Genomic DNA, 25,755 nt, shown 5'->3' on the forward strand with positions numbered 1-25,755 from the left:
ATCTTTCATTAGGAAACCATCTGTATGGCCAGTATATCGCCTTCAAAATTTGACAGTGCCTTTACTTTCACAGGGTTAGATTTTATTGCCAGAAGTATGGTGATGATGGAAACCAACGGCACCTATATTTCACTTGCTGCTGTGACCGGTAATATGACCCATGAACAAAAAGAAATCTTAACGGCGCGTTGGGAATATCATCAGAACAGACGAAATATATCCGGTAATGAGAAGCAAATATCAGCTGAATAAATAGTTTCAGTGAATGTATTACAGACCAATTGTCTCTACAATTAGCCCTATTGATCAGGAAAGCGCGTGCCGTACGGAAAAATTGCCTCATACTGTGGCCATCTTAGCCTGGCCGCAAAGCGGGGTTTACTTCTGCTGTTTATTTTTGTGCAAACGGCAATTCTTGCCGGGCATCTTTATTATCAATATACATATATTATGGGTGAGGCTGCCCGTATTCTGCGGAATACTATTTTATTGGAAGCCGAGCGTTTCGAAACCAGTCTGGATGCGATGGGGTATCAGGTACGTCTTATCGGCAATGCTTTGTTGCTGAATCACACCGTTACGTCTGAAAATACCAATCGGTTTCTTGATGAAGAGCTGAAACAAGACTGGCTCGATGGTGTGATCGTGTTTGATGAGAAGGGCGACTTTGTTGCTCAGCGTGCGCTTTTCCCGCTGGAAAACGCACTTAGCGCATCGACTATCGCGCAGGCCAGCTTTCGCGATAGCCCTCTGTTTAAGCAACTGCGCTACAGTAAAGAGAATGACAGCCTGTTTTACTGGCAGAGTGATGGAGCGGATCCCAATCTCCACGGGTTTGTGATGTACCATGCTATCCGTGACATCAAAGGAAACTTCCTTGGGGGTGTTGTTGGATATTTCGATGCCCATTCAATGGTAGAGATATTCCGAAAACTCAACGATAAAGGTTTTTATCTCGGCTCCGGTGGGGCAATGGTTGTACTGGATCGTGATAATTATATTCAGCTCACCCGCGTGGGAGCCGGTATTACAGAAGGCCCGCTTCATTTCTACCCTTACCTCAAGGAGGTCATGAAATATTCCTCCGATTCGGCTCAGACCAATCAATATATATCGCCTGTTGACGGCACCTCACGCATGGGGGTATTCCTCAATTTGAGTCATCATAAATGGGTGATGGCTGCGGGACTTGCGGAACATGAGATCCTTCATGGCTGGTATTTGCAGGTCTTTTGTTCGGTCATGGCGCTTATTGCCATCATCATAACGCAGTGGTCATTATTGAATTATATGCATGCGAATTCCCTGCAACGGGCGCAACTTGTCAAAGACGCTCTGCGTGATCCTCTGACCGGTTTGGCGAACCGCCGCTATTTTGATGAACAAGTCCGGAATATCTGTCGTGTGGTGAGTCGTCAGCGACAATCGTTGTGTGTGCTGAACATCGATTTGGACTATTTCAAAAGGATCAATGACAACTTCGGTCACTGTGGGGGAGATGAGGTACTCCGGTGTGTAGGGCAAATATTACCGGGATTAGTCAGGGGGAATGATATTGTCGCCCGACTTGGCGGTGAAGAGTTTGTCGTGGTGATGCCATTTACAGAACCTGAATACGCCGAAGAGGTGGCCGAACGCATCCGTATCAATTTCGCGCGTCAGGAGGTGAATTTCCATGGCCGTAAGATTCAATTCACGGCAAGTTTTGGTCTTGCACAGATGACGCCTGATGAACTGAACGCCAGTGAGGGTTTCCAGGCGACGCTTGACAGAGCCGATCAGGCGCTTTACCGCGCGAAACGGGAAGGGCGTAACCGGGTCTGCGTGGCGAGCAAAAATCAGCAACTCATTCTGTATCCAGCGTAGACGAGAGAATCCACTCTCAGCAATAAACCCTAACCCCAATCCAGACCGACATGCCGTATCCGCTTCTTGCGGAGGTTTACGGCTGTGGTCATTTTCGCGTTTCGTCATTACCCGTCGCTGTTATTCAGGTGACGAATATAAACATTCCGTAGCTGTCTGGACGGCCCTGGGGACTTTGCTGTGGCGAGAGCGCCAGGTCGCGGGAGGCATACCGAACTGGGCACTGAACCAGCGCGTGAAGGAACTGGGCATGGAGTAGCCGAGCATGTCGGCGATGTGGCCAAGAGAATAGCCTGGATTTTGCAGGTAACGGATCACCAGGTCGCGCCGCACATCATTGATAAGCTCGCTGAAGGTGGCACCGCTCTCTTCCAGATGGCGTTGCAGGGTACGCACATTCATCCCCAGGGTGCGGGAGATCTGCTCTATGGTGGCGCGCCCCATCGGCAGACGCAGGTAGATCGACTTGCGCACGTCGAACATCAGGGACTGGTGGTTTTCCACCAGCAGGGAGTCGAGGTAGTTGCGCGCGTGGAGAGCCATGGCCTTGTTGGCCAGCGGGTTGGCGATGTCCAGATCGGCAGCCTGACAGACAATGCCATTGAATTCGCTGCCAAACTCCACCTTGCAACCGAATATGCGTTTGTGGACGGAGAGATCCGTCGGCGCAGGGTGAGTGAAGTTGACGCTGATGGGACGCCAGTTTGCGCCAACACCGACCTGAGCGGCGCAGAAACGGTACATAACACCGACCGCCAGCTCGCTGGCATGGCGTGACGCAGTGGGGATGTCGGTGATCACCTCCTCACGAATGATGACCATCTTACCCGCCTCCTCGATGTAGATTGCCAGCGAGTCATTGCACAGCTGGCGATACTGCACTATCCCCTGCAGCGCATCACGCAGGGTGGGCAGGTGGCTGAGCAGCAGACTTATCTCGCCAAAGTCCGACAGATGACGATTTTCCGCCATCCGTAAGCCCAGGGTATCGCATCCGCTGACGAGGGCTGATTGCTCGATCAGCTTGATGGCGGTAGAGACGGGGATGCGTTGATTGGGCATCCCCAGGATGGAAGTACTAAGCCCCACCTGCGCTAATAAGTGCTGGGTATTGAGACCGAGTTGACGGGTGACGTCCAGATAATTGGTGAGGATGGCGGCTCTGGCTAAGACAGTCATAGTGCAGCTTCCTTAAGTTATTAATCTGTGTCGTGAATAATTGGTTAACATTTACTTAGCAGTCATGTAACAAAATTGAAAGTTTTATGGTTGTATTTTGCAACATAGATGCTTCACTTATTTGGGGAAGTGGGGTAGGCAGGCGCGGGCCGTAGTCTTGTTTGCCAGTGTCGTAAAATGAAAAATCGATGACGTCAAAAGTAAAGCAACGTGAAAGTTGGGGCTTTAGTGTTGCTCCCGAGGCGCTGGCCCTTAGCCGGACCCGTATGGAGAGTAAGGAAAGTCATATGGATAAATTACATACCAGGGCGACAGTGCTGATCGTCCCCGGATTGCGCGAGCATGTGGCGGAACATTGGCAGACGCATCTGGCGGCCAGTCTGGCCAGGGTGCGTTCAGTGTCTCCTCTGACCGAGGATAAGCTCAATTGCCGGGCTCGTGTCGAGGCCATTGCACAGGAACTGGCGCAGATCGACGGCCCGGTGATCCTGGTGGCGCACAGTGCCGGTGTACTGATGACGGTGCACTGGGCGCAGCAGCATCAGCACCAAATCAAAGGCGCCCTGCTGGTCACTCCCCCTGATCTTGACGCCAACTGGCCGGCCCAATACCCGAGCAAGGAGACCTTGCAGGCCGGTGGCTGGTCTCCGTTGCCGCGCACGCGGTTGCCGTTTCCCAGTCTGGTGGCCCTCAGCAACAACGATCCCCTGGCCAGCGCCGACGCGGTGCGTGCCATGGCGACCGACTGGGGCAGCGAGGTTGTCGAGCTGGGATCCGTGGGCCACCTCAATCCGGCGAGCGGCTTCGGTCCCTGGCCACAGGGGCTGGATCTGGTGCGTCGCCTAGACACCTGAGGCTCATGTTCAGCGACTATTGATATTCAGGGAAGCGGGTTGGGCAGTGAGCCGCCAGCTTCCTGTCCAGAGGGCAGAGGTTAACCTTCCTCTGCCATTGCAATCTTACCGAGCAGATAATGCGCCAGGGAGTCACCTGCATGGTGAAGACAAGAATCATACCGTCAGCGCAGGGAGCCCATGCTTATCCGTTGCTGATCAAGAGCCTGCTGCTGTCGGGCGGGCGTTATCACCCCGAGCGAGAAATCGTCTACGCCGATAAGCTGCGTTACGACTATCGCACCCTCAGACAACGTATCCACCGTCTGGCAAACATGCTGACCGCGGCCGGTGTTAAGCCCGGTGACACCGTCGCTCTGCTGGACTGGGACAGCCATCGCGCCCTTGAGTGCTTCTTCGCCGTGCCCATGATGGGTGCCGTGCTGCACACGGTCAACGTCCGCTTCTCGGCGGATCAACTTGCCTACACCATGAATCATGCCGAGGATCACCTGGTGCTGGTGCACGACGACTTCTTGCCGCTTCTCGAGTCGCTGGAAGATTCGCTGACCACGGTTCGGGGCTACATCCAGCTCAGTGACGACGGAGGGAAGGAGACCGGTCTGCCGGTGCTGGGGGAATATGAGACCCTGCTGGCTGCGGCAGGGGATCACTTCGACTTCCCCGACTTCGATGAAAACTCAATGGCCACCCTGTTCTACACCACGGGCACCACGGGCGACCCCAAGGGCGTCTACTTCAGCCATCGCCAACTGGTGCTGCACACTCTCAACGAACTGGGTACTCTGGCGGCTAACGAAGGGCAGTCGCTGCTGCGTTCGAACGATGTCTACATGCCGATCACCCCCATGTTCCACGTGCACGCCTGGGGCGCCCCCTATGTGGCGACGATGCTGGGGGTAAAACAGGTCTACCCCGGTCGTTACGAACCCAACAAGCTGGTACGTCTCTATCGCGACGAGGGGGTGACCTTCTCGCACTGTGTGCCGACCATCTTGCAGATGATCCTCGAGTGCGGCGAAAGCGCGCAGACCGACCTGTCGGGATGGAAGATGCTGCTGGGCGGCAGTGCGCTGTCTCTCGGGCTGGCGACGCAGGCACACCGCAAGGGCATACGCATCCACGCAGGCTATGGCATGTCGGAGACCTGCCCACTCCTCTGTCTGACCCACCTGAGCGATGCAGAGCTGATCCTGCCCATGGAGGAGCAACTGCCCCTGCGGATCCGCACAGGTCTGCCCGTCCCGCTGGTGGATCTGCGCATCGTCGATGGCGAAGGTCGGGAGGTGGTGCAGGATGGCGAGGCGCTGGGCGAGATAGTGGTACGAGCACCCTGGTTGACTCAGGGGTATCTGAAGGAACCCGAAAAAGGGGCTGAGCTATGGAGCGGCGGTTGGCTACATACCGGCGATATGGCCTCGATCGATCCCCATGGGATAGTGGAGATCAAGGATCGCATCAAGGATGTGATCAAGACGGGCGGGGAGTGGATAAGCTCGCTGACGCTGGAGAGCCTTATCAGCTCCCACGCGGCGGTCAGATCGGTGGCCGTTGTCGGGATCCCGGATGAGCAGTGGGGAGAACGTCCCCTGGCGCTGGTGGTTTGCAAGGAAGGGGAGTTCCTGGAGCCGCAGGCCATAGCGGCGCATCTGCAAGGGTTTGTCGACAGCGGGCGCATCAATAAATGGGCTATCCCCCGGCAGATCCGGATAGTCGCGGATATTCCCAAAACCAGTGTCGGTAAGATCAACAAGCGGCTGATCCGGGAAATCGAAATCAGCGACGGGAAGGAAAGCATTTGAGTGTTCAGCCGGGGACTCACCCTCCCCGCGCGGATACTGATATTGCCCCTACGCAACCTATGCATCCATTCTATGCCGCCCTCGGTGAAGATCCTGTCGGCGGCGCACTCCAGTGACCAGTCAATACCGTTCGCCGCCAACGAACTTATGGCCCGCCTTGTCTTTTTTTATCAAATTCAAACGATTGCCTTTTAAAAAAGCCATTTCGGCGGCCGTCCCTGGGGCAAGGAAAACTGTCGCAAGGCGGTAACACGAAGTCAGTTTTGGTGGTTTCCCTCCCGCTAAGACAATGAATTCAGGGCGATAGTCACGAGATGAAAAGCGGCTGTCGCCGGATGAAAAGCGTAGGTTTACGTCATCTCCTAGATTCAATTCAGTTCGAGGCATTTTGCTCACATCAAAGACGAGTTGGAGAACAGAGATGGCCAAAGCCGTACGCTTTTATGAGACTGGGGGACCGCAGGTTCTGCGCTACGAAGACGTCACGGTCGGAGAGCCTGGCCCGGGCGAGGTGCGTCTGCGCCAGGTCGCCGTCGGTCTGAACTATGCCGACACCTATTTCCGCAATGGTACCTACCCGATCCCAATGCCGAGTGGCATGGGCGTCGAGGCGGCCGGGGTGGTGGAGGCTATCGGCGCCGGGGTGACTAACGTGGCGGTGGGCGATCGTGTCACCTACACCGGTTTCCTCAATACCCTCGGCGCTTATGCGACTGAGCGACTGATCCCAGCCGCCCCGGTCATCAAGTTGCCCGATCACATCACCTTCGAGACGGCCGCCGCGATGACCATGCGCGGGCTGACCTCGGCCTATCTGATGCGCCGTATCTATGACTTCAAGCCCGGCGACACCATCTTGCTGCACGCTGCCGCAGGTGGCGTCGGCCTCATCGTCGCCCAGTGGGCCAAACTGCTCGGCCTTACCGTGATCGGCACTGTCTCTAGTGAGGCCAAGGCCGAGATCGCCCGTGACCATGGCTGCGATTACACCATCAACTATAGCCATGAAGATGTGGCCCAGCGCGTGCGTACCCTGACCGAGGGCGTCGGCGTCAACGTGGTATTCGACAGCGTTGGCAAGAGTACCTTCATGGGCTCGCTGGACTCGCTCAAGCGTCGCGGTCTTATGGTCTGCGTCGGCACCGCGTCCGGTCCCATCCCGCCGTTCGATCCTGTGTTGCTGGCGATGAAAGGGTCGCTCTGTCTGACCCGCCCGGCGCTGGCCGACTATATTGCCGATCCGGTCGAGAAGGCGGCGCTGGCCGCCGAGCTATTCGACCACGTCGGAAGCGGGCGGATCCGGATTGATATCAATCAAAAATATGCGCTGCAGGATGCGGTGAAGGCCCACAGCGATCTCGAATCGCGCAAGACCACAGGCTCATCGATCTTCGTCATCCAGGGGGCGTGACATGCGTGTAGAACAACTGACCTACCATATCGGCGCTGAGCTGATCGGTGTTCGTCTGGCCGACGCCATTCATGATGCTGGCCTGTTTAAGGAGATCCGTGCGCAACTGCTCAGACACCGAGTCCTGTTCCTGCGCCAGCAGGATATCAGCCGTGCCGAGCACGTCGCCTTCGCGCGAATGTTTGGCGAACTGGAGGATCATCCGGTGGCAGGCAGTGACCCGGACCATCCAGGTCTGGTTCGTATCTACAAGACGCCAGAAGTGGCGAACGAGCGCTATGAAAATGCCTGGCACACCGATGCGACCTGGCGCGAGAAACCCCCGATGGGGTGTGTGTTGCGCTGCGTCGAGAGTCCGCCAGTGGGTGGGGATACGCTCTGGGCCAACATGGTGGTGGCCTGGCAGTACCTGCCGGAAGACGTGAAACAGAAGATAGCAGACTTGCGTGCCTACCACAGTCTGGAGGCCAGCTTCGGGGCGGCCACCCCCATCGAGAAACGGCTGGCGCTCAAGGCGCAGTTCCCGGACGCGGAGCACCCGGTGGTGCGTACCCATCCGGAGACGGATGAGAAGATCCTGTTCGTCAACGCCTTCACCACGCACTTCAGCAACTACCACACCCCGCAGCATGTTCGCTACGGGCAGGACTACACCATGGGCGGCAGCGATCTGCTGCGCTATCTGATAAGCCAGGCCTACCTTCCCGAATACCAGGTTCGCTGGCGCTGGCAGTCCGGCAGCATCGCCATCTGGGACAACCGCAGCACCCAGCACTACGCCGCCATGGACTACCCACCCAGCCACCGCAAGATGGAGCGGGCCGGGATCATGGGCGACAAACCTTTCTAGATTGCACCTCCACCTGGGCGACGTCGCCCGGGTGAATCAACGACTCATCAAAACCCTAATATGCCAGGAGAGAATAGATGCAATTTTTTGACGATTCCCTGCACCCGGAAAATATGGAAAAGGTCGTGATCACCGTGGCCCCTTACGGCCCTGAGTGGGCGCCGCAAGACTTCCCGGAAGACATCCCGGTCACTATGGGGGAGCAGATCCAAAAAGCAGTGGATTGCTACGAAGCCGGTGCGACCGTGCTGCACCTGCATGTGCGTGAATTGGACGGTACAGGCTCCAAGCGTCTGTCCAAGTTCAACGAGCTGATCGCCGGGGTGCGCAAAGCCGTGCCGGACATGATAATTCAGGTCGGCGGCTCTATTTCCTTCGCCCCGGAAAGTGATGGCGAGGCGGCCAAGTGGTTATCAGACGACACCCGCCACATGCTGGCCGAACTGACGCCGAAGCCCGATCAGGTCACGGTCGCCATTAACACCACCCAGATGAACATTATGGAGCTGCTCTATCCGGAATACCTGGAAGGCACTTCCCTGGCCAACCCGGCCTTGCAGGCCGCTTACAGCGAGATGACGGTCCCGGCGGGGCCTGCCTGGGTGGCAGAGCACCTCAGACGCCTACAGGCCCATGGCATCCAGCCGCACTTCCAGTTGACCGGCATGCATGCCTTCGAGACCCTGGAGCGCCTCGTGCGCAAGGGTATCTACATGGGTCCGCTCAATCTGACCTGGATTGGCATCGGTGGCGGTTTCGATGGCCCCAATCCGAACAACTTCATGAACTTCGTCCAGCGCGCGCCTGATGGTTGCACCCTGACCGCTGAATCCCTGCTCAAGAACGTGCTGCCGTTCAACATGATGGCGATGGCCATGGGTCTGCACCCGCGCTGCGGCATCGAGGACACCATCATTGGCCAGCACGGTCAGCGTATGAGTTCGGTCGAGCAGATCCAACAGTGCGTGCGGGTGGCGCACGAGCTGGGTCGCGAGGTGGCGAACGGCAAGGAAGCTCGCGCCATCTATCGTATCGGCGTCCAGTACGACAGTATCGAACAGACCCTGCAGGCCAACGGCATGTCGCCGAATCGCAAGGCGGGTGAGAAAGGCGTGCCGCAACGCGGCTAAACGGGATGTGCCGCCCCTCCACCGCGGATGGGGCAGTCTGACAACTTCGGTTGGCAAAAAGGTTGCTGTCCTGAGCGCTATGCGGTGCGGGCAGATGAATGAGGGACTGTATGGCTACGTATCATATCAACAACGATGACGACGCGAGCAAGGTTACCGTTCCGCGTCGTTATGCCTGGGTCGTCTTTGCGCTGACCTTTGGACTGCTGATCTCCGACTATATGTCGCGTCAGGTGCTCAACGCTGTCTTCCCAATGCTCAAAGGAGAATGGGCACTCACAGATACGCAACTTGGCCTGCTCAGCGGCATCGTGGCGCTGATGGTCGGGTTGCTGACTTTCCCGCTCTCCCTGCTGGCGGATCGCTTCGGCCGGGTGAAGAGCCTGACGCTGATGGCCATGCTGTGGAGTCTGGCGACCCTGGGCTGTGCCGTGGCCCAGAATTACGAAGAGATGTTCATCGCCCGTTTACTGGTCGGCGTGGGGGAGGCCGCCTATGGCAGCGTCGGTATCGCCGTGGTGGTCTCCGTCTTCCCACGGAGTATGCGGGCCACCCTGTCAGCCGCCTTCATCTCCGGAGGCATGTTTGGCTCTGTACTGGGTATGGCCTCCGGGGGCTTTCTGGCCCATCTGATGGGCTGGCGCCCGGCCTTCGCTGGCATGGCGTTGTTTGGCCTGTTGCTGGCGGCGATCTATCCTATCATCGTCAAGGAAACACGCATCTCACCAGCACGTGGCGTAGCGCGTCCTGCCCCCGAGGTTTACAGCAAGTCGTTGCGAACCCTCTATTCTAGTCGCTCCGTGATTTCGGCCTATGTTGGCAGCGGCTTGCAGCTGTTTGTCGGGGGGACCGTCATCGTATGGATGCCGAGCTATCTCAATCGTTATTACGATATGGGCACGGAAAAGGCGGGGAGTATCGCCGCTATCATCGTGCTGTTCAGCGGTGCTGGCATGATCCTATGCGGTATTCTGAGCGACAAACTGTGCCGGGATCGGCCGGATCGCAAGATAAGCCTGGCCATCTTCTACAGCCTCAGCAGTTGCGCTCTGCTATCACTGGCATTCGCCCTGCCGATCGGCATCCTCCAACTGGTCCTGATCTGCCTCGGTATGTTCATCGCCACCGGCACCTCGGGCCCGGCGGGTGCCATGGTTGCTAACCTGACCAGCGCCAGCGTGCATGGCACGGCTTTTGCCACCCTGACCCTGGCCAACAACCTACTCGGGCTGGCCCCTGGCCCCTTCGTCACAGGAAGGGTCTCCGACCTCATCGGTCTGGATAATGCTTTCCGGCTGGTGCCTCTGATCAGTATCGTGGTGGCCGCCATCTTCTTCTATGCTAAGCGCCACTATCATAAAGACATCGCCAGGCTGGAAAGTGATCCGCAGCCGTCTGTTGCTTGCGAGTCTGACGTCGGTACCCAAAGCACGGAGGCCCGGACATGAACATAATCGTGAAAGTAGAGATCTATTTATGAAAGAAAAACGCATCGCCGTTCCGGTCGGGCGCGTACCAACCCCTGGCCAGCGTGTCTTGATCGAGGCGGAGGGCAAAAGCCTGGCGCTGTTCAACGTTGCCGGGCAGTTCCACGCCATCGATGACGGCTGTCCCCATCAGGGGGCGTCCCTGTGCGGTGGTCGGCTGGAAGGGGAGGTGATCCAGTGCTGTGCTCACGGTCTGCGTTTCAATCTGCGCACCGGCTATCTGCTCAACTCAACCCAACTCAAGGTCAGTTGCTACCCTGTCGAGCAGGTAGACGAACAGCTATTTATCATCATTGACGCTTTGTAAGCGTGTATTGACCACCGCTCTGAACCATCACGTAGCCGAGGTGGAACAGGAACAGCGGAATATCAAACGACGATCAAGACACATTTACTCTGCTTTTTTACCCTTAATACGACACAATCGTTTATTCTGGTTTCTGTTTACAACCGTTCTCATTCGTCGTGAGATAACGCTTTGCAGGTGGTTTAATGGGGTATATTTCAGAAAAATTTCAACGTGCATATCAACGAGAATACGAAAAAGAGGCTGAAAAAAATGCCTTGATATGGATGACTTCGAAGGACTATTTAACTAAATGCCTGGATATTCATGAGCAGCTCCACAACGATTATTCACTTCAGGAGCAGGTGAGTTCATGGCTTTTTATGCTCAGAATGAAACGTACACCGGATTTACTGGGGTACAAAACAGCGATATTGTCAAACAATATGGCGGTACTCCATTCAGCGTTGCTTCAGTCCGCCATGATTAAGCATGTGACGCTGGGGGTGGATTCAGGATGCGATCACTGCATTAATATATGGATAACCCTGGATATTCTTGCAGCAGGTCTGTTTACCCGCGTGCCACTTCTTTTGCCTGAAAGGCTTGGTATGAGCGACAATGGCCATCCTGTAGCAATAGCGATAACTAATTTAGTCATGGCGTTATGGTATAAACGTACTGACTTTGAGGTTGATGCAAGGAAAAAAGCGGACGCGGTACTTGCGTCTAAGCAGGCTACCATCGATCTCGTGACCATTCGTTATCTTATCGCACTCCTCGATGGCGATGTTGAAGAAGCAGGGAATCAACTCGATTTATATTGCCAAAATGTACCGCGGGTGAAGGAGTACGGGGTCACTAAGCTTAATAAAATGTTCTGGCCATATGCGCATGGGTTATACAACCTTGCTTTTGTTGTTTGGGGCAATGAAAAGGCCAGCGCTATTACAAAACCAGAGTCAGATTGTTTCTTTAACGATCTGGCGGAATGGCAAATTCAACATAATTACCGCCATGGGAAATTGTTTTTTGAATACCCAATGCCAATTGATCTCATTAATACCATTATCGCTTGCACTCCACCGGAATGTTCGCTGCATCAACCCTATCTGGATACAGATAAAAAATATAAAGAAAAAAGATATCTGCACGCAGAACATTTTGAACAACAGATGACGAAGATGGCTTTGGAGGCTCTTTTACAAAGGTAGTCGTGACTTTTACCCAAAATCAGTGCAGCGCTAAATCAGAAAGGAGATCAGACGGTAACAGACGTTGGTGTACGGCGGGATGGTGTCCCCTGCAGGAATCGAACCTGCAACTAGCCCTTAGGAGGGGCTCGTTATATCCATTTAACTAAGGAGACGAAGCGGCACGAGTATAGCGTTTTTTATGCAGCGCGGTAAGTATAAGGCCGCCTGACTGCTCAAACCGTCGCCATTCAGGACTGTTTTTTCTGGTTTTTCTGCTGTCGCTCATTATCCTCGGCGCGTTGTCTGGCCTCTTCTTTACGTTTGGTGCTCATATCGTTGCGAATTTGCGCGTGACTCATCAGCGCAAAAATAAAAGTGCCACCGCAGATGTTTCCGGCGAGTGTTGGGAGGGCGAAGGGCCAAAAAAAGTCGCTCCAGTGTAGCGTGCCGTTAAACACCAGATAGAGAATTTCAACCGACCCGACGACAATGTGCGTGGTATCACCCAGCGCGATGAGCCAGGTCATCAGGATGATCACCACGATTTTTGCAGCCCCGGCAGCCGGAAACATCCACACCATGGTGGCAATCAGCCATCCCGAAATGATCGCGTTGGCAAACATTTCTGACGGACTGTTTTTCATCACCGCCATACCGATGCTGACAAAAGCGTCCCGCGTTTCTTCATCAAATATTGGCATATATTCAAAGGCCCAGGCCGCGATGCCGGTGCCGAGAATATTGCCCAGCAGCACAATTCCCCAGAGTCGCATCAGCAAGCCGATATTGCCTGGCGTTGGCTTGTGCATGATGGGAAGGACAGCCGTTACGGTATTCTCTGTGAACAGTTGTTGGCGTGCCATGATGACAATGATAAAGCCAAAGGTATAACCAAGGTTCTCGAGTAAAAAGCGGCCGGGAACATCATCCAGCTGAACATGAAAAATCCCTTTTGCCAGTAAAGAGGCCCCCATGGAGAGACCGGCAGCAATCGCCGACCACAGCAGCGCCATAGCGTCGCGCTCCAGTTCTTTCTCGCCATCCTGACGGATGTGCTCATGTATGGCCATTGCCCGCGAGGGGAGGCGATCTTCGTCGAGCTCAATTTTCTTGCCGCGCTGTTTCTCTTCGCTTTCTACTTCAAGTCCATCGCTGTTCCGATCGATTTTATCGCTGCTGAGCTTGTCCATCGGGTCACCCTGTTATGAGCACGTATAGCTAAAGCGTAGCGACTTTTTATTCACGGAAGAGATACATACTTTGAAATCGCAAAAATGGTAACGTTTGGTTTTTCGCCGTCAGTTAAAATAGAGGCATTACGAGCGTTGCGTTACCAGGCTATGATCAGATGAACGAGATTGGGTATATAGACATCGTTTGACGTGCTGTTACAATCGCTCACACCTAAACAGGCGGATACGTTTTCGTACCGTCATGGATGGCAATCAGCGATAGCCATAATCAACAGGGAGACATTTATGAAGCTTCGCCTGTCGGCGCTTGCGCTGGGAACCACACTGCTGGTGGGGTGTGCGAGTTCCGGTACAGAACAGCAGGGGCGTTCCGACCCGTTTGAAGGGTTCAACCGCACCATGTACAACTTCAACTTCAATGTGTTGGATCCGTATGTCGTTCGACCGGTCGCTGTCGCCTGGCGTGACTATGTTCCTCAGCCTGCACGAAATGGCCTGAGCAACTTCACCGGCAACCTTGAAGAACCCGCGGTAATGGTGAACTACTTCCTGCAGGGCGATCCTTACCAGGGGATGGTGCATTTCACCCGATTCTTCCTGAACACCCTGTTGGGGATGGGCGGCTTTATTGATGTTGCGGGAATGGCGAATCCGAAACTGCAGCGTGCTGAACCTCACCGTTTCGGCAGTACGTTAGGGCACTATGACGTGGGTTACGGGCCGTATATGCAGCTTCCGTTCTATGGCAGCTTTACGCTTCGTGACGACGGCGGCGACATGGTGGATGATCTTTATCCTGTTCTTTCCTGGCTGACCTGGCCGATGTCTATCGGTAAATGGACGCTGGAAGGGATTGAGACCCGCGCACAGCTTCTCGATTCTGATGGCCTGCTGCGCCAGTCTTCCGACCCCTATATTATGGTGCGTGAAGCGTACTTCCAGCGCCATGATTTCATCGCCAATGGCGGGAAGCTTAAACCTCAGGAAAACCCGAACGCGCAGGCGATTCAGGACGACCTCAAAGATATTGATTCTGAGTGATGGCCTGAGGCCAATAAAAAAGGTGAGCCTGAAGCTCACCTTTTTTTATGTCCGGGATAAACTTAGAACGCGTAGTTAAAGTTGGTGCCGAACAGCCAGGCTTTACCTTCAGATTCGAACTGGTATGGGCCTTCGTTGATCGTAACGCTTTGACCGTGCATGTAAGAGACGCCGACATCAATAGAGGCATCTTTATTGAAGGCGTAAGTCGTACCTGCGCTCAGCCAGAAACGGTCCTGATCCGGAATAGAGATGGAACGCTTATCGGCCGGGACTGGGCTATCATCAAACGCGATACCGGTGCGGAACGTCCAGTTATCATCGTAATAATAGGTGGTACCTAACGCGATACGGTAAGCATCTTTAAAGCCTTCATCTTTCTGGAACAGCGTGTCGCCACTGGTCGATGTCGCTTTCAGCTCCTGGAACTGACTCCAGCTGGTGTACGCCAGGCTATAGTGAATCGCCCATTGCGGCGCAACGCGGTTATAACCGGAGATTTCCCACATTTCAGGCAGGTTTAGCGTTAAATAGCCTGACTGGGTTGAACCGCCAGTGGCGGTCGGGATTGGGAGGCCAAAACTGTTGAGTCCACTGTTCAGATCGCTACTGTAGTTACCTTTGAAGTCGATTTTCACTTCAGAACGGTACGTTAATGCGTAGCGGTTGTTTTTGTCGACTTCATAAAGGATACCGGCGTTCCAGCCAAAGCCCCACTGATTACCGTTCAGGTGAGCAATATTGGTGTCGCTTGGGATACCGTTTGCTGTCGCTGCCAATTGCTGGCCTTGCGGGGTCTGCCCGAGAGGAGACTGCATAATCTGACCCGCAACCAGTTGACCTAAGTCACCGGCATAGCGATCAATTTTAGCGCGGGCATAGACGGCATTCAGACCGAGACCAAAGCTCCAGCTTTCATTTAAGCGATACGCACCGCTTAAATTCATATTCATGGTTTCGAGGTCGGTCGTACCGCCAACTGAACCTGCGGTGTAAGTATCGTTAAACTCGGTGGCCAGACCGTAGTTAGAGGTAATAGATGCCCCGATACCAAACTGATCGTTAATTGGCGCAACGAAATGTACGTTCGGAACCCAGGCAGTTGGCGCGATGTTATCTGCGTCCAGGCTGCGACCTGACGGCGAACGTCCGCTAATATTAACATCAGGATCGATATACACTGCACCGGCTGAGAACGTCGGACGATCGAACATGGTGATTAACGCAGGGTTACGACTGACGTTACCCGCGTCGTCTGCGATAGCACCTTCGCCCGAATAGGCCCGGCCAAGGCCAGAGGAAGAAAATTCGTTTAACTGAAAGCCTGCAGACCAGGCCTGTGTGGAGATGATTGCCACTGTGACTGCGAGAGCAGACTTTGTAAACAGGGTTTTCTGGCTCATGACCATAACCTCATTGATTTATTTTTATTCAAACAATGTTACATGCCGTAACAGGAGCGCGAAGTGTAGGGTCTGAGGTACGACAGAGAAATCAGACCAGTGGCGAGAGTATAGGTCTGACCAGATAGAATGTTGCAAGTATGTTTATAAAATTTTTCAATTGTGATCTTAGAAACGCGATCCAGCTGGCAAAATTGGGGGTATGCGCACTCACCCGTTTAGGTGATTTTTGTTTTAGATCATTTTTAAGTGTGATTTCGCTCACTTATCCCATTTCACATCATTAACGACTGGAGAGGTGAATGGCGGGAGCGTAAAATATCCCCAGCGTTTATCTGGCACCTATGGTGCGAATACAGAGGAAATCTACAATGAGTAAATGCAGTGCTGATGAAACCCCGGTTTGCTGCTGTATGGACGTTGGGACCATTATGGACAACTCCGACTGCACCGCGTCGTACAGCCGTGTGTTCGCGAACCGCGCGCAAGCTGAAGAAACGCTGGCTGCGTTGACGGAGAAAGCGCGTAGCGTGGAATCCGAACCTTGCCAAATCACCTCCACTTTTACTGAAGAGTCTGAAGGTGTGCGTCTGGATATCGATTTTGTCTTCGCCTGCGAAGCTGAAACGCTGATCTTCCAGCTGGGCTTGCGTTAATCCCCTCCTTTCAAACACCCTTGTCAAATACTGGCAGGGGTGTTTTCGTAACGCTATGTAACTATTCACTGTGCCATAGCTCGCACTTTCTAATGTCTCCCCTTGGCTAAATGTAAAAAATTGGTTAAGACTGTGATCAGGTCAGACCACTTAAAATATTTTTTACAGGGGAGTGTTATGAGTCAGGCTTTACCACTGGTCACCCGTCAGGGCGATCGTATTGCCATTGTCAGCGGTTTACGTACACCGTTTGCCCGGCAGGCTACTGCATTTCATGGCATTCCCGCCGTTGATTTGGGGAAAATGGTGGTAGGTGAATTGCTGGCGCGCAGTGAAATCCCCCCCGACGTGATTGAACAACTGGTTTTTGGCCAGGTTGTACAAATGCCTGAAGCGCCAAACATTGCGCGCGAAATCGTGCTGGGTACCGGGATGAACGTTCATACGGACGCCTACAGCGTGAGCCGGGCCTGTGCGACCAGTTTTCAGGCGGTGGCGAATGTGGCCGAGAGCCTGATAACGGGCACTATCCGTGCGGGTATTGCCGGTGGGGCCGATTCTTCCTCCGTGTTGCCCATTGGTGTGAGCAAAAAGCTGGCGCGCGTGCTGGTGGACGTCAATAAAGCCAGAACGACCGGTCAGCGACTCAAACTCTTTTCCCGCCTGCGTTTACGCGACCTGATGCCGGTTCCTCCTGCCGTGGCGGAGTATTCGACGGGGTTGCGGATGGGGGATACTGCCGAACAAATGGCGAAAACCTATGGTATTACCCGTGAACAGCAGGATGCGCTGGCGCACCGTTCTCACCAGCGTGCCGCTCAGGCGTGGGCCGACGGTAAGTTAGCGGATGAAGTCATGACCACCTGGGCGCCGCCCTTTAACGACCCTTTCTCAGAAGACAATAATATTCGCGGTAACTCTACGCTGGCTGATTACGCCAAACTGCGTCCCGCGTTCGACAAAAAACACGGTACTGTGACGGCGGCTAACAGCACGCCGCTGACGGACGGTGCGGCTGCCGTTATTTTAATGACGGAATCTCGCGCCCGGGAACTGGGACTGGTCCCGTTGGGGTATCTGCGCAGCTACGCCTTTACCGCCATTGATGTGTGGCAGGACATGTTATTGGGTCCCGCATGGTCTACACCGCTGGCTCTGGAGCGTGCTGGATTAACGATGGCCGATTTAACGCTTATTGACATGCATGAAGCGTTTGCCGCCCAGACGCTGGCCAATATTCAACTGCTTGGCAGCGAACGTTTTGCCCGTGACGTTTTGGGACGGGCACATGCAACCGGTGAAGTGGATGACAGCAAATTCAACGTGCTGGGCGGGTCGATTGCCTATGGTCACCCGTTTGCCGCCACAGGTGCACGCATGATCACCCAGACATTACACGAATTACGGCGTCGGGGCGGGGGCTTCGGTTTAGTTACTGCCTGCGCGGCGGGTGGTCTGGGTGCGGCAATGGTTCTGGAGGCGGAATAATGGAAATGACATCGGCTTTTACGCTTAACGTGCGTCTGGATAATGTCGCCGTCGTTTCTATGGACGTTCCCGGCGAAAAGATGAACACCTTAAAAGCAGAATTTGCGGCTCAGGTTCGCGCCATTCTGAAACAAATCCGTGAAAACAAAGCATTGCGGGGTGTGGTGTTCATTTCCGCAAAGCCAGATAATTTTATTGCTGGCGCCGATATTAATATGATTGGTCATTGCCGCAGCGCTCAGGAGGCTGAAACCCTCGCACGTCAGGGCCAGCAGATAATGTCCGAAATTAACGCGTTGCCAATCCCGGTCATTGCCGCCATTCATGGTGCGTGTCTGGGCGGGGGGCTTGAGATGGCGCTGGCCTGTCATCAGCGCATTTGTACCGATGATGCAAAAACAGTTCTGGGCCTGCCGGAAGTACAGCTTGGGCTGTTGCCTGGCTCGGGCGGCACGCAGCGACTGCCGCGCCTGGTCGGGGTAAGTACCGCGCTGGATATGATCCTCACCGGCAAGCAACTGCGTGCCAAACAGGCGCTGAAGGCGGGGCTGGTGGATGAGGTTGTTCCCCATTCCATTTTGCTGGAAGCCGCTGTTGAGTTAGCCAAACAGGATCGGTCTGCGCATCGTGAATTACCGATTCGTGAACGCATTCTTGCAGGCCCGCTGGGGCGTGCACTGTTATTTCGTATGGTCAGGAAACAGACGGCGCAGAAAACGCAGGGTAACTATCCTGCCACCGACCGTATTCTTGACGTGTTAGAAACCGGGCTGGCGCAGGGGAGCAGCAGCGGGTATGACGCGGAAGCTCGTGCGTTCGGCGAGCTGGCGATGACGTCGGAGTCAAAAGCCTTACGTAATATCTTCTTTGCCAGCACAGAGGTGAAAAAAGACCCAGGCAGCGACGCGCAACCCGGCTCGCTCGACAGCGTAGGGATCCTTGGCGGTGGATTAATGGGCGGCGGTATTGCCTATGTTACGGCCTGTAAAGGCGGCGTGCCAGTTCGCATCAAAGACATTAATACGAAAGGAATCAATCACGCGCTGAAGTACACCTGGGATCAACTTGAAACGAAAGTGCGCCGCCGCCATATCAAGGCAAGCGAACGTGACAAACAGCTGGCGTTAATTTCGGGCTCTACCGATTATCGCGGTTTCTCTCACCGGGATCTGGTTATTGAGGCCGTGTTTGAAGATCTTTCGTTAAAACAACGGATGGTGGAGGAAGTTGAGCAGAATTGTGCGTCTCACACGATTTTTGCTTCTAACACCTCATCTTTACCGATTGGGGATATTGCCGCAAAGGCCCTCAGACCGGAACAGGTCATCGGCATGCACTTCTTCAGTCCGGTAGAAAAAATGCCGCTGGTTGAGATAATCCCGCATGCAACCACGTCTGAGAAGACAATTGCGACAACTGTTAAGCTGGCGAAAAAACAGGGTAAAACGCCTATTGTTGTGAGTGATAAAGCGGGGTTCTACGTTAACCGCATTCTTGCTCCCTATATCAACGAGGCAATCCGGTTGCTGACAGAAGGGGAGCGCGTCGAACATATCGACGCCGCGCTCGTAAAGTTTGGTTTTCCGGTGGGGCCAATCCAACTTTTGGATGAGGTTGGAATCGATACAGGCACTAAAATTATACCTGTACTGGAGGCGGCTTACGGAGAACGTTTTAGCGCGCCTGCAAATGTTGTTGCTTCAATTTTGAATGATGATCGCAAAGGTAGAAAAAATGGTCGGGGTTTCTATCTTTATGGTGCAAAAGGGCGTAAAAGCAAAAAACGCGTCGACCCTGCAATTTATACGCTTATTGGCGTGCAAGGGCAGAACAGGTTTTCCGCGCAGCAGATTGCTGAACGTTGCGTGATGTTAATGCTCAATGAAGCGGCACGTTGTTTCGATGAGCAGGTTATCCGGAGCGCCCGCGATGGTGACATCGGCGCTGTTTTCGGTATTGGTTTTCCGCCATTTCTTGGCGGCCCGTTCAGTTATATGGACTCCCTGGGGGCGGGAGAAGTGGTTGCAACACTGCAACGGCTAAGCGCGCAATATGGCGACCGCTTTACGCCGTGTGAGCCGCTATTGCAGATGGCGCAGCGTGGTGACCGCTTCTGGAAGAGAGGGGGAACGGACCTGTAAGTATAAGGTCAAAGGTAGGATGAATCCGCACCGAATGAATGTATCATGCTCAATTTGTAAACAGAGATTGACTATACTTACGCCATTACGGTAAAAACAGCGTTTCATTCGGTGAGCGGATAAGGCACAATGCCGGCCACCGCATTTTTACCACTACCATTAAGGTATTGAGTACGAATGTGGGTGATTCTGGTTAACAAAAGCGGTGCAATATGCAAGTTTTTATCATGCGTCACGGCGACGCGGCCCTCGATGCCGCCAGTGATTCGGTTCGTCCCTTAACCTCTTGTGGTTGTGACGAGTCCCGCCTAATGGCGAACTGGCTGAAGGGTCAAAAAGTGGATATCGAACGTGTTCTGGTGAGCCCGTTCCTGCGAGCCGAACAAACGCTGGATGTCGTTGGGGAGTGTCTGAACCTGCCGAAGGGCGTCGATATTTTGCCGGAGTTGACCCCCTGTGGCGATGTTGGTCTGGTCAGCGCCTATCTACAGGCTCTGGCTAATGAAGGTGTCGCTACTGCGCTGGTGATCTCTCACTTACCTTTGGTGGGATATCTCGTGTCTGAACTTTGTCCGGGTGAAACGCCGCCGATGTTTACCACGTCTGCAATCGCGAGCGTCACGCTTGATGAGAGTGGTACAGGCTGTTTCAACTGGCAGATGAGTCCATGTAATCTGAAAATGGCGAAAGCCATTTAACGGTAAAATGCCGGATAAGGCGAAACCGCCCTCTGGAAAACACAACGATTAAAAGAGCCGCTGCTGCGGCTCTTTCTGTTTTGGTGGTTCAGGGAAGTTCGGGTGGTAGCCACTCTTCTACTTCTATCAACACCAGCAGCGCCGCGTCGCCGCCATACTCCTTCGGTGCCTGATGAAAAGCCATCACATGCGGATGTTGTGCCAGCCATAGCGGTGTCTGCTGTTTAAGGATGTGCTTGCCATGTCCGTGCATCACGCAGGCGCAAAACACATGTTCCCGGCGGCAGGCGGCAATCAATGCGCCTAACTCTTGTTTGGCTTGTTGCTGGGTCAAACCATGCAAGTCGAGAAATAGCTCCGGGGAGTAATCGCCACGGCGCATCTTCTTCAGTTCAAAATGGCTGACGTCGGGACGAAGGTATTTTACCGGACCATCCGTATTCAACAGAGGCTGAAATTCGTCAGAGAAATAGTGACTGGCGTCTGCCTGCTCCGAAAGGAGTCGCTTAACCGGAACCTCGGTGATTTTTTTACGCTGCGGGCGGTGAACAATCGTGTCCTGCTTAATCTGACGGGTGCCGGTCATCAACTGCCGGAACAACGCCTGGTCCTCCTCGCTGAGCGGATTTTTCTTTTTCATTCGCGCGTCTCATCTTCTGTTTTGCGCTAGTTTACCCGACTCCGGGGATATCCGATCCGCCAAAACGCAATTTTCGTGTTCATGCTCTGCGTGAATGCTGATTTATCCCCGTCTTCGTGGCAAACTAGCCGCCGAATTTAATGCGAGCATGCCCTGGAGGAATACGTGGATAAAATTTTCGTCGATGAAGCAGTGAGTGAACTGCATACCATTCAGGACATGTTGCGCTGGGCGGTTAGCCGTTTTAGCGCGGCAAATGTATGGTACGGCCACGGTACGGATAATCCCTGGGATGAAGCTGTTCAACTGGTATTGCCGACGCTGTATTTACCGCTGGATATTCCTGAAGATATGCGTAGCGCGCGTCTGACGCCGAGTGAACGTCACCGCATTGTTGAACGTGTGATCCGTCGCGTTAATGAGCGCATTCCGGTGGCCTACCTGACGAACAAAGCCTGGTTCTGCGGTCACGAATTCTATGTGGATGAACGCGTGCTGGTACCGCGCTCGCCGATTGGCGAACTGATTAACAATCATTTTGACGGGCTTATCCATAGTCAGCCGAAGCATATTCTGGATATGTGTACCGGCAGCGGCTGCATTGCGATTGCCTGCGCCTATGCCTTCCCGGAAGCGGAAGTCGATGCCGTCGATATTTCCACCGATGCGTTAGCGGTGACCGAACACAACATTGAAGAACATGGCTTGCTCAATCACGTGACGCCTATCCGTTCTGATGTGTTCCGTGACCTGCCGAAGGTTCAGTACGACCTGATCGTCACGAATCCGCCGTATGTCGATGCGGAAGATATGTCCGATCTGCCGAGTGAATATCGCCACGAACCTGAACTGGGTCTGGCATCGGGATCCGATGGATTAAAGCTAACTCGCCGTATCCTGGGCAATGCGCCGGATTACTTGTCTGATGACGGTATTCTGATTTGTGAAGTCGGAAACAGCATGGTACATCTGATAGAACAATACCCGGATGTGCCGTTTACCTGGCTGGAATTCGACAATGGCGGCGACGGTGTCTTCATGTTGACGAAAGCGCAGCTGATTGCGGCTCGTGAACATTTCAGCATCTACAAAGATTAATCAAACGCGCAAACACACAACAACGATAACGGAGCCGTGATGGCAGGAAATACACTTGGACAACTCTTTCGCGTAACCACTTTCGGCGAATCGCACGGGCTGGCGCTCGGGTGTATCGTCGATGGCGTTCCGCCTGGCATCCCGCTGACAGAGGCTGATTTGCAGCACGATCTCGACAGACGTCGTCCGGGCACCTCACGTTACACGACTCAGCGTCGTGAGCCGGATCAGGTGAAAATTCTGTCGGGTGTGTTTGAAGGCGTCACCACTGGCACCAGCATCGGTTTACTGATTGAAAACACCGATCAACGTTCGCAGGACTATAGCGCCATTAAAGACGTTTTTCGTCCAGGCCATGCCGACTATACCTATGAGCAGAAATACGGTTTGCGTGATTACCGTGGCGGCGGACGCTCATCTGCCCGTGAAACGGCAATGCGCGTTGCGGCAGGAGCGATTGCCAAAAAGTATCTGGCCGAGAAATTCGGTATCGTTATTCAGGGCTGTTTGACCCAGATGGGCGATATTCCGCTGGCGATCAAAGACTGGTCGCAGGTAGAGCTTAACCCGTTCTTTTGTCCCGATCCGGACAAAATCGACGCGTTAGATGAACTGATGCGCGCGCTGAAAAAAGAGGGCGATTCCATTGGCGCAAAAGTGACGGTGGTGGCGAACGGCGTACCGCCGGGTCTTGGTGAGCCAGTGTTTGACCGTCTGGACGCCGACATCGCCCACGCGCTGATGAGCATCAATGCGGTAAAAGGGGTGGAAATCGGCGACGGTTTCGACGTGGTCTCGCTGCGTGGCAGCCAGAACCGCGACGAAATCACCAAAGCGGGTTTCCAGAGTAACCATGCCGGTGGCATTCTGGGCGGGATCAGCAGTGGGCAACAAATTGTGGCACACATGGCGCTGAAACCGACCTCCAGCATTACCGTGCCAGGGCGCACGATCAACCGTTTTGGCGATGAAGTTGAAATGATAACCAAAGGGCGTCACGATCCTTGTGTTGGGATCCGCGCTGTCCCGATTGCTGAAGCGATGCTGGCGATCGTTTTGATGGATCACCTGCTGCGTCAGCGGGCGCAAAATGCGGATGTAAAGACTGATATACCACGCTGGTAACAGATGAAAAAAACGGTACTTGCACTGCTGGCCCTGTTGGTCAGCAGTGCCAGCCTGGCGGCGACGCCCTGGCAAAAAATAACCCATCCCGTCTCGGGAAGCGCGCAATCTATTGGCGGGTTTTCGAATGGTTGTATCGTGGGCGCCGACACGCTTCCCGTACAGTCTGAATCCTACCAGGTGATGCGCACCGATCAGCGCCGCTATTTCGGCCATCCTGATCTGGTGATGTTTATCCAGCGTCTGAGTACGCAGGTGAACCAACTGGGGTTGGGGACGGTGCTGATTGGCGATATGGGAATGCCTGCTGGCGGTCGTTTCAACGGCGGACATGCCAGCCATCAGACCGGCCTGGACGTCGATATCTTCCTCCAGTTGCCGAAAACGCGCTGGACGCAGGCTCAACTGCTGCGACCTCAGGCGCTGGACCTGGTGGCGGCGGATGGTAAACACGTCGTGCCGTCGTTGTGGAAACCCGAAATTTCCCATCTGATTAAACTGGCGGCGGAAGATAACGACGTCACGCGTATTTTTGTCAATCCTGCAATTAAACAACAACTTTGCCTGGATGCCGGGACCGATCGCGACTGGTTGCGTAAGGTTCGCCCGTGGTTCCAGCATCGTGCGCATATGCATGTCAGACTACGCTGCCCAGCCGACAGCCTTGAGTGTGAAGATCAACCATTGCCGCCACCGGGTGATGGATGTGGCGCGGAGCTACAGAGCTGGTTCGAGCCGCCGAAACCTGGAACAACCAAGCCTGAGAAGAAGACACCGCCACCGTTGCCGCCTTCCTGCCAGGCGCTACTGGATGAGCATGTACTCTAATGGACAACTTTTTAGACCTGTTTATGGTGTCTCCGCTGTTGTTGGTGGTTCTTTTTTTTATCGCGGTGCTGGCAGGCTTTATTGATTCAATCGCCGGAGGCGGAGGGCTGCTGACTATTCCCGCGCTGATGGCGGCGGGAATGTCGCCTGCGAACGCACTGGCAACTAACAAACTGCAGGCCTGTGGCGGCTCCATCTCGGCCACCATCTATTTTATTCGCCGCAAGGTTATCAATCTGGCGGAGCAAAAACTCAACATTGCGATGACCTTCATTGGCTCAATGAGCGGCGCGCTGTTGGTTCAGCATGTGCAATCTGATGTGCTGCGTCAGATCTTGCCCGTTTTGGTTATCTGTATCGGTCTTTACTTTTTGTTGATGCCGAAACTGGGAGAGGAAGACAGACAGCGTCGTCTTTACGGTCTGCCTTTTGCGCTGATCGCCGGAGGATGCGTCGGTTTCTACGATGGTTTTTTTGGACCCGCGGCAGGATCGTTTTACGCACTGGCTTTTGTCACCCTGTGCGGATATAACCTCGCTAAATCAACGGCTCACGCCAAATTACTTAACGCCACCTCAAACGTGGGCGGTCTGTTATTGTTTATCATTGGCGGAAAAGTGATCTGGGCGACCGGCTTTGTGATGCTGATTGGCCAGTTCCTTGGCGCGCGTATGGGCTCCCGACTGGTATTGAGCAAAGGGCAAACCTTAATTCGGCCCATGATCGTTATCGTTTCGGCGGTGATGAGCACCAAACTACTTTATGATAGCCATGGACAGGAGATCCTCCACTGGTTGGGGATGAGCTAATGAACAGTACACATCACTACGAACAGTTAATTGATATTTTTAATGGCTGTTTTGCCGATGGGTTTAATACCCGTCTGATTAAAGGCGATGACGAACCGATCTATCTTCCTGCTGACGCTGAGATCCCCTATCACCGTATCGTCTTTGCCCACGGCTTTTACGCCAGCGCCCTGCATGAAATTTCGCACTGGTGCATTGCGGGTAAAGCGCGTCGGGAGCACGTCGATTTTGGCTACTGGTACTGCCCGGATGGCCGGGATGCGCAGACTCAGAGCCAGTTTGAAGATGTGGAAGTGAAACCACAGGCATTTGACTGGTTATTTTGCGTGGCGGCGGGTTATCCGTTCAACGTCAGCTGCGACAATCTGGAAGGCGACTTTGAGCCGGACCGCGTGGTGTTTCAGCGTCGGGTACATGCTCAAGTGATGGAATATCTGGAAAAAGGTATCCCTGAGCGTCCAGCACAATTCATTAAAGCGCTACAGAATTATTATCACACGCCTGATCTTAAGGTGGAACAGTTCCCGTGGCCAGAAGCGCTCAACTGAAGCCAGCGCCACGTTTACAATGAGGA

Annotated in this window: 25 protein-coding genes and 1 tRNA gene; 20 read left to right on the plus strand and 6 right to left on the minus strand. The window is 54.1% G+C overall.

The window, feature by feature from the left end; translation table 11 throughout:
- Positions 1-24 precede the first annotated feature (24 nt).
- Positions 25-252: a hypothetical protein gene (locus AC07UY_RS14695; protein ID WP_203360526.1), complete on the plus strand. Its 228-nt coding sequence runs from the start codon at positions 25-27 to the stop codon at positions 250-252.
- Between the two features lie 66 nt (positions 253-318).
- Positions 319-1,866, plus strand: coding sequence for a sensor domain-containing diguanylate cyclase (locus AC07UY_RS14700; protein WP_494701453.1), 1,548 nt, complete (start codon positions 319-321; stop codon positions 1,864-1,866).
- Between the two features lie 120 nt (positions 1,867-1,986).
- On the opposite strand, the gene AC07UY_RS14705 is transcribed toward AC07UY_RS14700, so the two are convergent.
- The gene (locus tag AC07UY_RS14705; protein ID WP_494660944.1) at positions 1,987-3,045 is read right to left on the minus strand and encodes an AraC family transcriptional regulator; all 1,059 of its coding nucleotides are present in this window, start codon (positions 3,043-3,045) and stop codon (positions 1,987-1,989) included.
- A gap of 287 nt (positions 3,046-3,332) precedes the next feature.
- On the opposite strand from AC07UY_RS14705, the gene AC07UY_RS14710 reads away from it, so the two are divergent.
- A complete protein-coding gene (locus AC07UY_RS14710) occupies positions 3,333-3,899 on the plus strand; it encodes an RBBP9/YdeN family alpha/beta hydrolase (protein WP_494701454.1) in 567 nt (188 codons plus the stop codon).
- A 140-nt stretch (positions 3,900-4,039) separates the two neighbouring features.
- Positions 4,040-5,701 carry a fatty acid--CoA ligase gene (locus AC07UY_RS14715; protein WP_494660942.1) on the plus strand — a complete coding sequence of 554 codons (1,662 nt, stop codon included), beginning with the start codon at positions 4,040-4,042 and terminating at the stop codon, positions 5,699-5,701.
- Between the two features lie 120 nt (positions 5,702-5,821).
- Here the strand turns inward: AC07UY_RS14715 and AC07UY_RS14720 are convergent, their stop codons facing one another.
- Positions 5,822-6,088 (minus strand): hypothetical protein, encoded by a 267-nt coding sequence (locus tag AC07UY_RS14720; protein WP_494701455.1) that lies wholly within the window; start codon positions 6,086-6,088, stop codon positions 5,822-5,824.
- A 34-nt stretch (positions 6,089-6,122) separates the two neighbouring features.
- On the opposite strand from AC07UY_RS14720, the gene AC07UY_RS14725 reads away from it, so the two are divergent.
- The 6 genes from AC07UY_RS14725 to AC07UY_RS14750 all read left to right on the plus strand — a co-directional run bounded on the left by AC07UY_RS14725 (position 6,123) and on the right by AC07UY_RS14750 (position 12,079).
- On the plus strand, positions 6,123-7,112 hold the full coding sequence (locus tag AC07UY_RS14725) for a quinone oxidoreductase family protein (protein ID WP_494701456.1): 990 nt from the start codon (positions 6,123-6,125) through the stop codon (positions 7,110-7,112).
- Between the two features lies 1 nt (position 7,113).
- The gene (locus AC07UY_RS14730) at positions 7,114-7,962 is read left to right on the plus strand and encodes a TauD/TfdA dioxygenase family protein (protein WP_494701457.1); all 849 of its coding nucleotides are present in this window, start codon (positions 7,114-7,116) and stop codon (positions 7,960-7,962) included.
- 77 nt (positions 7,963-8,039) lie between these two features.
- Positions 8,040-9,092: a beta-keto acid cleavage family enzyme gene (locus tag AC07UY_RS14735; RefSeq protein WP_494701458.1), complete on the plus strand. Its 1,053-nt coding sequence runs from the start codon at positions 8,040-8,042 to the stop codon at positions 9,090-9,092.
- A gap of 110 nt (positions 9,093-9,202) precedes the next feature.
- The gene (locus AC07UY_RS14740; protein WP_203360534.1) at positions 9,203-10,540 is read left to right on the plus strand and encodes an MFS transporter; all 1,338 of its coding nucleotides are present in this window, start codon (positions 9,203-9,205) and stop codon (positions 10,538-10,540) included.
- Positions 10,541-10,568: 28 nt separating this feature from the next.
- Positions 10,569-10,886 carry a Rieske (2Fe-2S) protein gene (locus AC07UY_RS14745; protein WP_494701459.1) on the plus strand — a complete coding sequence of 106 codons (318 nt, stop codon included), beginning with the start codon at positions 10,569-10,571 and terminating at the stop codon, positions 10,884-10,886.
- A 185-nt stretch (positions 10,887-11,071) separates the two neighbouring features.
- Positions 11,072-12,079, plus strand: a complete 1,008-nt coding sequence (locus AC07UY_RS14750; RefSeq protein ID WP_494701460.1) for a hypothetical protein — start codon at positions 11,072-11,074, stop codon at positions 12,077-12,079.
- 80 nt (positions 12,080-12,159) lie between these two features.
- On the opposite strand, the gene AC07UY_RS14755 is transcribed toward AC07UY_RS14750, so the two are convergent.
- Together AC07UY_RS14755 and AC07UY_RS14760 are read right to left on the minus strand one after the other, a co-directional pair.
- Positions 12,160-12,234 (minus strand) — tRNA-Arg (locus AC07UY_RS14755).
- Between the two features lie 75 nt (positions 12,235-12,309).
- Positions 12,310-13,251, minus strand: coding sequence for a formate/nitrite transporter family protein (locus AC07UY_RS14760; RefSeq protein WP_301697930.1), 942 nt, complete (start codon positions 13,249-13,251; stop codon positions 12,310-12,312).
- Between the two features lie 288 nt (positions 13,252-13,539).
- Here AC07UY_RS14760 and mlaA point away from each other — a divergent pair, with 288 nt between their 5' ends.
- Positions 13,540-14,295 (plus strand): phospholipid-binding lipoprotein MlaA, encoded by a 756-nt coding sequence (gene mlaA, locus AC07UY_RS14765; RefSeq protein WP_162383129.1) that lies wholly within the window; start codon positions 13,540-13,542, stop codon positions 14,293-14,295.
- A gap of 62 nt (positions 14,296-14,357) precedes the next feature.
- Here the strand turns inward: mlaA and fadL are convergent, their stop codons facing one another.
- Entirely contained in the window at positions 14,358-15,698 is a 1,341-nt protein-coding gene (fadL, locus tag AC07UY_RS14770; protein WP_203360538.1) for a long-chain fatty acid transporter FadL, read from the minus strand.
- 371 nt (positions 15,699-16,069) lie between these two features.
- On the opposite strand from fadL, the gene AC07UY_RS14775 reads away from it, so the two are divergent.
- The 4 genes from AC07UY_RS14775 to sixA all read left to right on the plus strand — a co-directional run bounded on the left by AC07UY_RS14775 (position 16,070) and on the right by sixA (position 20,681).
- On the plus strand, positions 16,070-16,354 hold the full coding sequence (locus AC07UY_RS14775) for a YfcZ/YiiS family protein (protein WP_162383127.1): 285 nt from the start codon (positions 16,070-16,072) through the stop codon (positions 16,352-16,354).
- A gap of 177 nt (positions 16,355-16,531) precedes the next feature.
- On the plus strand, positions 16,532-17,842 hold the full coding sequence (gene fadI / locus AC07UY_RS14780) for an acetyl-CoA C-acyltransferase FadI (protein WP_494701461.1): 1,311 nt from the start codon (positions 16,532-16,534) through the stop codon (positions 17,840-17,842).
- Positions 17,842-19,983, plus strand: coding sequence for a fatty acid oxidation complex subunit alpha FadJ (fadJ, locus tag AC07UY_RS14785; RefSeq protein ID WP_494701462.1), 2,142 nt, complete (start codon positions 17,842-17,844; stop codon positions 19,981-19,983). Before fadI ends, fadJ begins: the two co-directional genes overlap by 1 nt.
- 212 nt (positions 19,984-20,195) lie before the next feature.
- Positions 20,196-20,681, plus strand: coding sequence for a phosphohistidine phosphatase SixA (gene sixA / locus AC07UY_RS14790; RefSeq protein WP_192612937.1), 486 nt, complete (start codon positions 20,196-20,198; stop codon positions 20,679-20,681).
- A gap of 88 nt (positions 20,682-20,769) precedes the next feature.
- On the opposite strand, the gene smrB is transcribed toward sixA, so the two are convergent.
- Positions 20,770-21,321, minus strand: a complete 552-nt coding sequence (smrB, locus tag AC07UY_RS14795) for an endonuclease SmrB (RefSeq protein WP_192612936.1) — start codon at positions 21,319-21,321, stop codon at positions 20,770-20,772.
- A 165-nt stretch (positions 21,322-21,486) separates the two neighbouring features.
- On the opposite strand from smrB, the gene prmB reads away from it, so the two are divergent.
- From prmB to AC07UY_RS14820, 5 genes are read left to right on the plus strand one after another with little or no spacing between them, the layout of a single operon-like run.
- A complete protein-coding gene (prmB, locus tag AC07UY_RS14800; RefSeq protein WP_203360542.1) occupies positions 21,487-22,419 on the plus strand; it encodes a 50S ribosomal protein L3 N(5)-glutamine methyltransferase in 933 nt (310 codons plus the stop codon).
- Positions 22,420-22,458: 39 nt separating this feature from the next.
- Positions 22,459-23,544: a chorismate synthase gene (gene aroC / locus AC07UY_RS14805; RefSeq protein WP_494660662.1), complete on the plus strand. Its 1,086-nt coding sequence runs from the start codon at positions 22,459-22,461 to the stop codon at positions 23,542-23,544.
- 3 nt (positions 23,545-23,547) lie between these two features.
- Complete coding sequence (gene mepA, locus AC07UY_RS14810) at positions 23,548-24,372, plus strand: penicillin-insensitive murein endopeptidase (RefSeq protein ID WP_192612933.1); 825 nt, start codon at positions 23,548-23,550, stop codon at positions 24,370-24,372.
- Complete coding sequence (locus AC07UY_RS14815) at positions 24,372-25,181, plus strand: sulfite exporter TauE/SafE family protein (protein ID WP_203360544.1); 810 nt, start codon at positions 24,372-24,374, stop codon at positions 25,179-25,181. The genes mepA and AC07UY_RS14815 overlap by 1 nt, the downstream gene beginning before the upstream one ends.
- Positions 25,181-25,729, plus strand: a complete 549-nt coding sequence (locus AC07UY_RS14820) for an elongation factor P hydroxylase (RefSeq protein WP_494660660.1) — start codon at positions 25,181-25,183, stop codon at positions 25,727-25,729. The genes AC07UY_RS14815 and AC07UY_RS14820 overlap by 1 nt, the downstream gene beginning before the upstream one ends.
- Positions 25,730-25,755: the final 26 nt, after the last annotated feature.

It is taken from the genome of Citrobacter sp. GW821-FHT02E08, assembly GCF_059421685.1.

Coding starts and splice junctions, on each gene's coding strand:
- AC07UY_RS14775 (WP_162383127.1), top strand. CDS start 16,070: ATGAGTAAATGCAGTGCTGATGAAACCCCGGTTTGCTGCTGTATGGAC.
- AC07UY_RS14740 (WP_203360534.1), top strand. CDS start 9,203: ATGGCTACGTATCATATCAACAACGATGACGACGCGAGCAAGGTTACC.
- aroC (WP_494660662.1), top strand. CDS start 22,459: ATGGCAGGAAATACACTTGGACAACTCTTTCGCGTAACCACTTTCGGC.
- mlaA (WP_162383129.1), top strand. CDS start 13,540: ATGAAGCTTCGCCTGTCGGCGCTTGCGCTGGGAACCACACTGCTGGTG.
- AC07UY_RS14760 (WP_301697930.1), bottom strand. CDS start 13,251: ATGGACAAGCTCAGCAGCGATAAAATCGATCGGAACAGCGATGGACTT.
- AC07UY_RS14715 (WP_494660942.1), top strand. CDS start 4,040: ATGGTGAAGACAAGAATCATACCGTCAGCGCAGGGAGCCCATGCTTAT.
- AC07UY_RS14695 (WP_203360526.1), top strand. CDS start 25: ATGGCCAGTATATCGCCTTCAAAATTTGACAGTGCCTTTACTTTCACA.
- AC07UY_RS14735 (WP_494701458.1), top strand. CDS start 8,040: ATGCAATTTTTTGACGATTCCCTGCACCCGGAAAATATGGAAAAGGTC.
- AC07UY_RS14720 (WP_494701455.1), bottom strand. CDS start 6,088: ATGCCTCGAACTGAATTGAATCTAGGAGATGACGTAAACCTACGCTTT.
- AC07UY_RS14815 (WP_203360544.1), top strand. CDS start 24,372: ATGGACAACTTTTTAGACCTGTTTATGGTGTCTCCGCTGTTGTTGGTG.
- AC07UY_RS14705 (WP_494660944.1), bottom strand. CDS start 3,045: ATGACTGTCTTAGCCAGAGCCGCCATCCTCACCAATTATCTGGACGTC.
- fadL (WP_203360538.1), bottom strand. CDS start 15,698: ATGAGCCAGAAAACCCTGTTTACAAAGTCTGCTCTCGCAGTCACAGTG.
- AC07UY_RS14710 (WP_494701454.1), top strand. CDS start 3,333: ATGGATAAATTACATACCAGGGCGACAGTGCTGATCGTCCCCGGATTG.
- AC07UY_RS14725 (WP_494701456.1), top strand. CDS start 6,123: ATGGCCAAAGCCGTACGCTTTTATGAGACTGGGGGACCGCAGGTTCTG.
- AC07UY_RS14730 (WP_494701457.1), top strand. CDS start 7,114: ATGCGTGTAGAACAACTGACCTACCATATCGGCGCTGAGCTGATCGGT.
- smrB (WP_192612936.1), bottom strand. CDS start 21,321: ATGAAAAAGAAAAATCCGCTCAGCGAGGAGGACCAGGCGTTGTTCCGG.
- fadI (WP_494701461.1), top strand. CDS start 16,532: ATGAGTCAGGCTTTACCACTGGTCACCCGTCAGGGCGATCGTATTGCC.
- mepA (WP_192612933.1), top strand. CDS start 23,548: ATGAAAAAAACGGTACTTGCACTGCTGGCCCTGTTGGTCAGCAGTGCC.
- fadJ (WP_494701462.1), top strand. CDS start 17,842: ATGGAAATGACATCGGCTTTTACGCTTAACGTGCGTCTGGATAATGTC.
- sixA (WP_192612937.1), top strand. CDS start 20,196: ATGCAAGTTTTTATCATGCGTCACGGCGACGCGGCCCTCGATGCCGCC.
- AC07UY_RS14745 (WP_494701459.1), top strand. CDS start 10,569: ATGAAAGAAAAACGCATCGCCGTTCCGGTCGGGCGCGTACCAACCCCT.
- AC07UY_RS14750 (WP_494701460.1), top strand. CDS start 11,072: ATGGGGTATATTTCAGAAAAATTTCAACGTGCATATCAACGAGAATAC.
- AC07UY_RS14820 (WP_494660660.1), top strand. CDS start 25,181: ATGAACAGTACACATCACTACGAACAGTTAATTGATATTTTTAATGGC.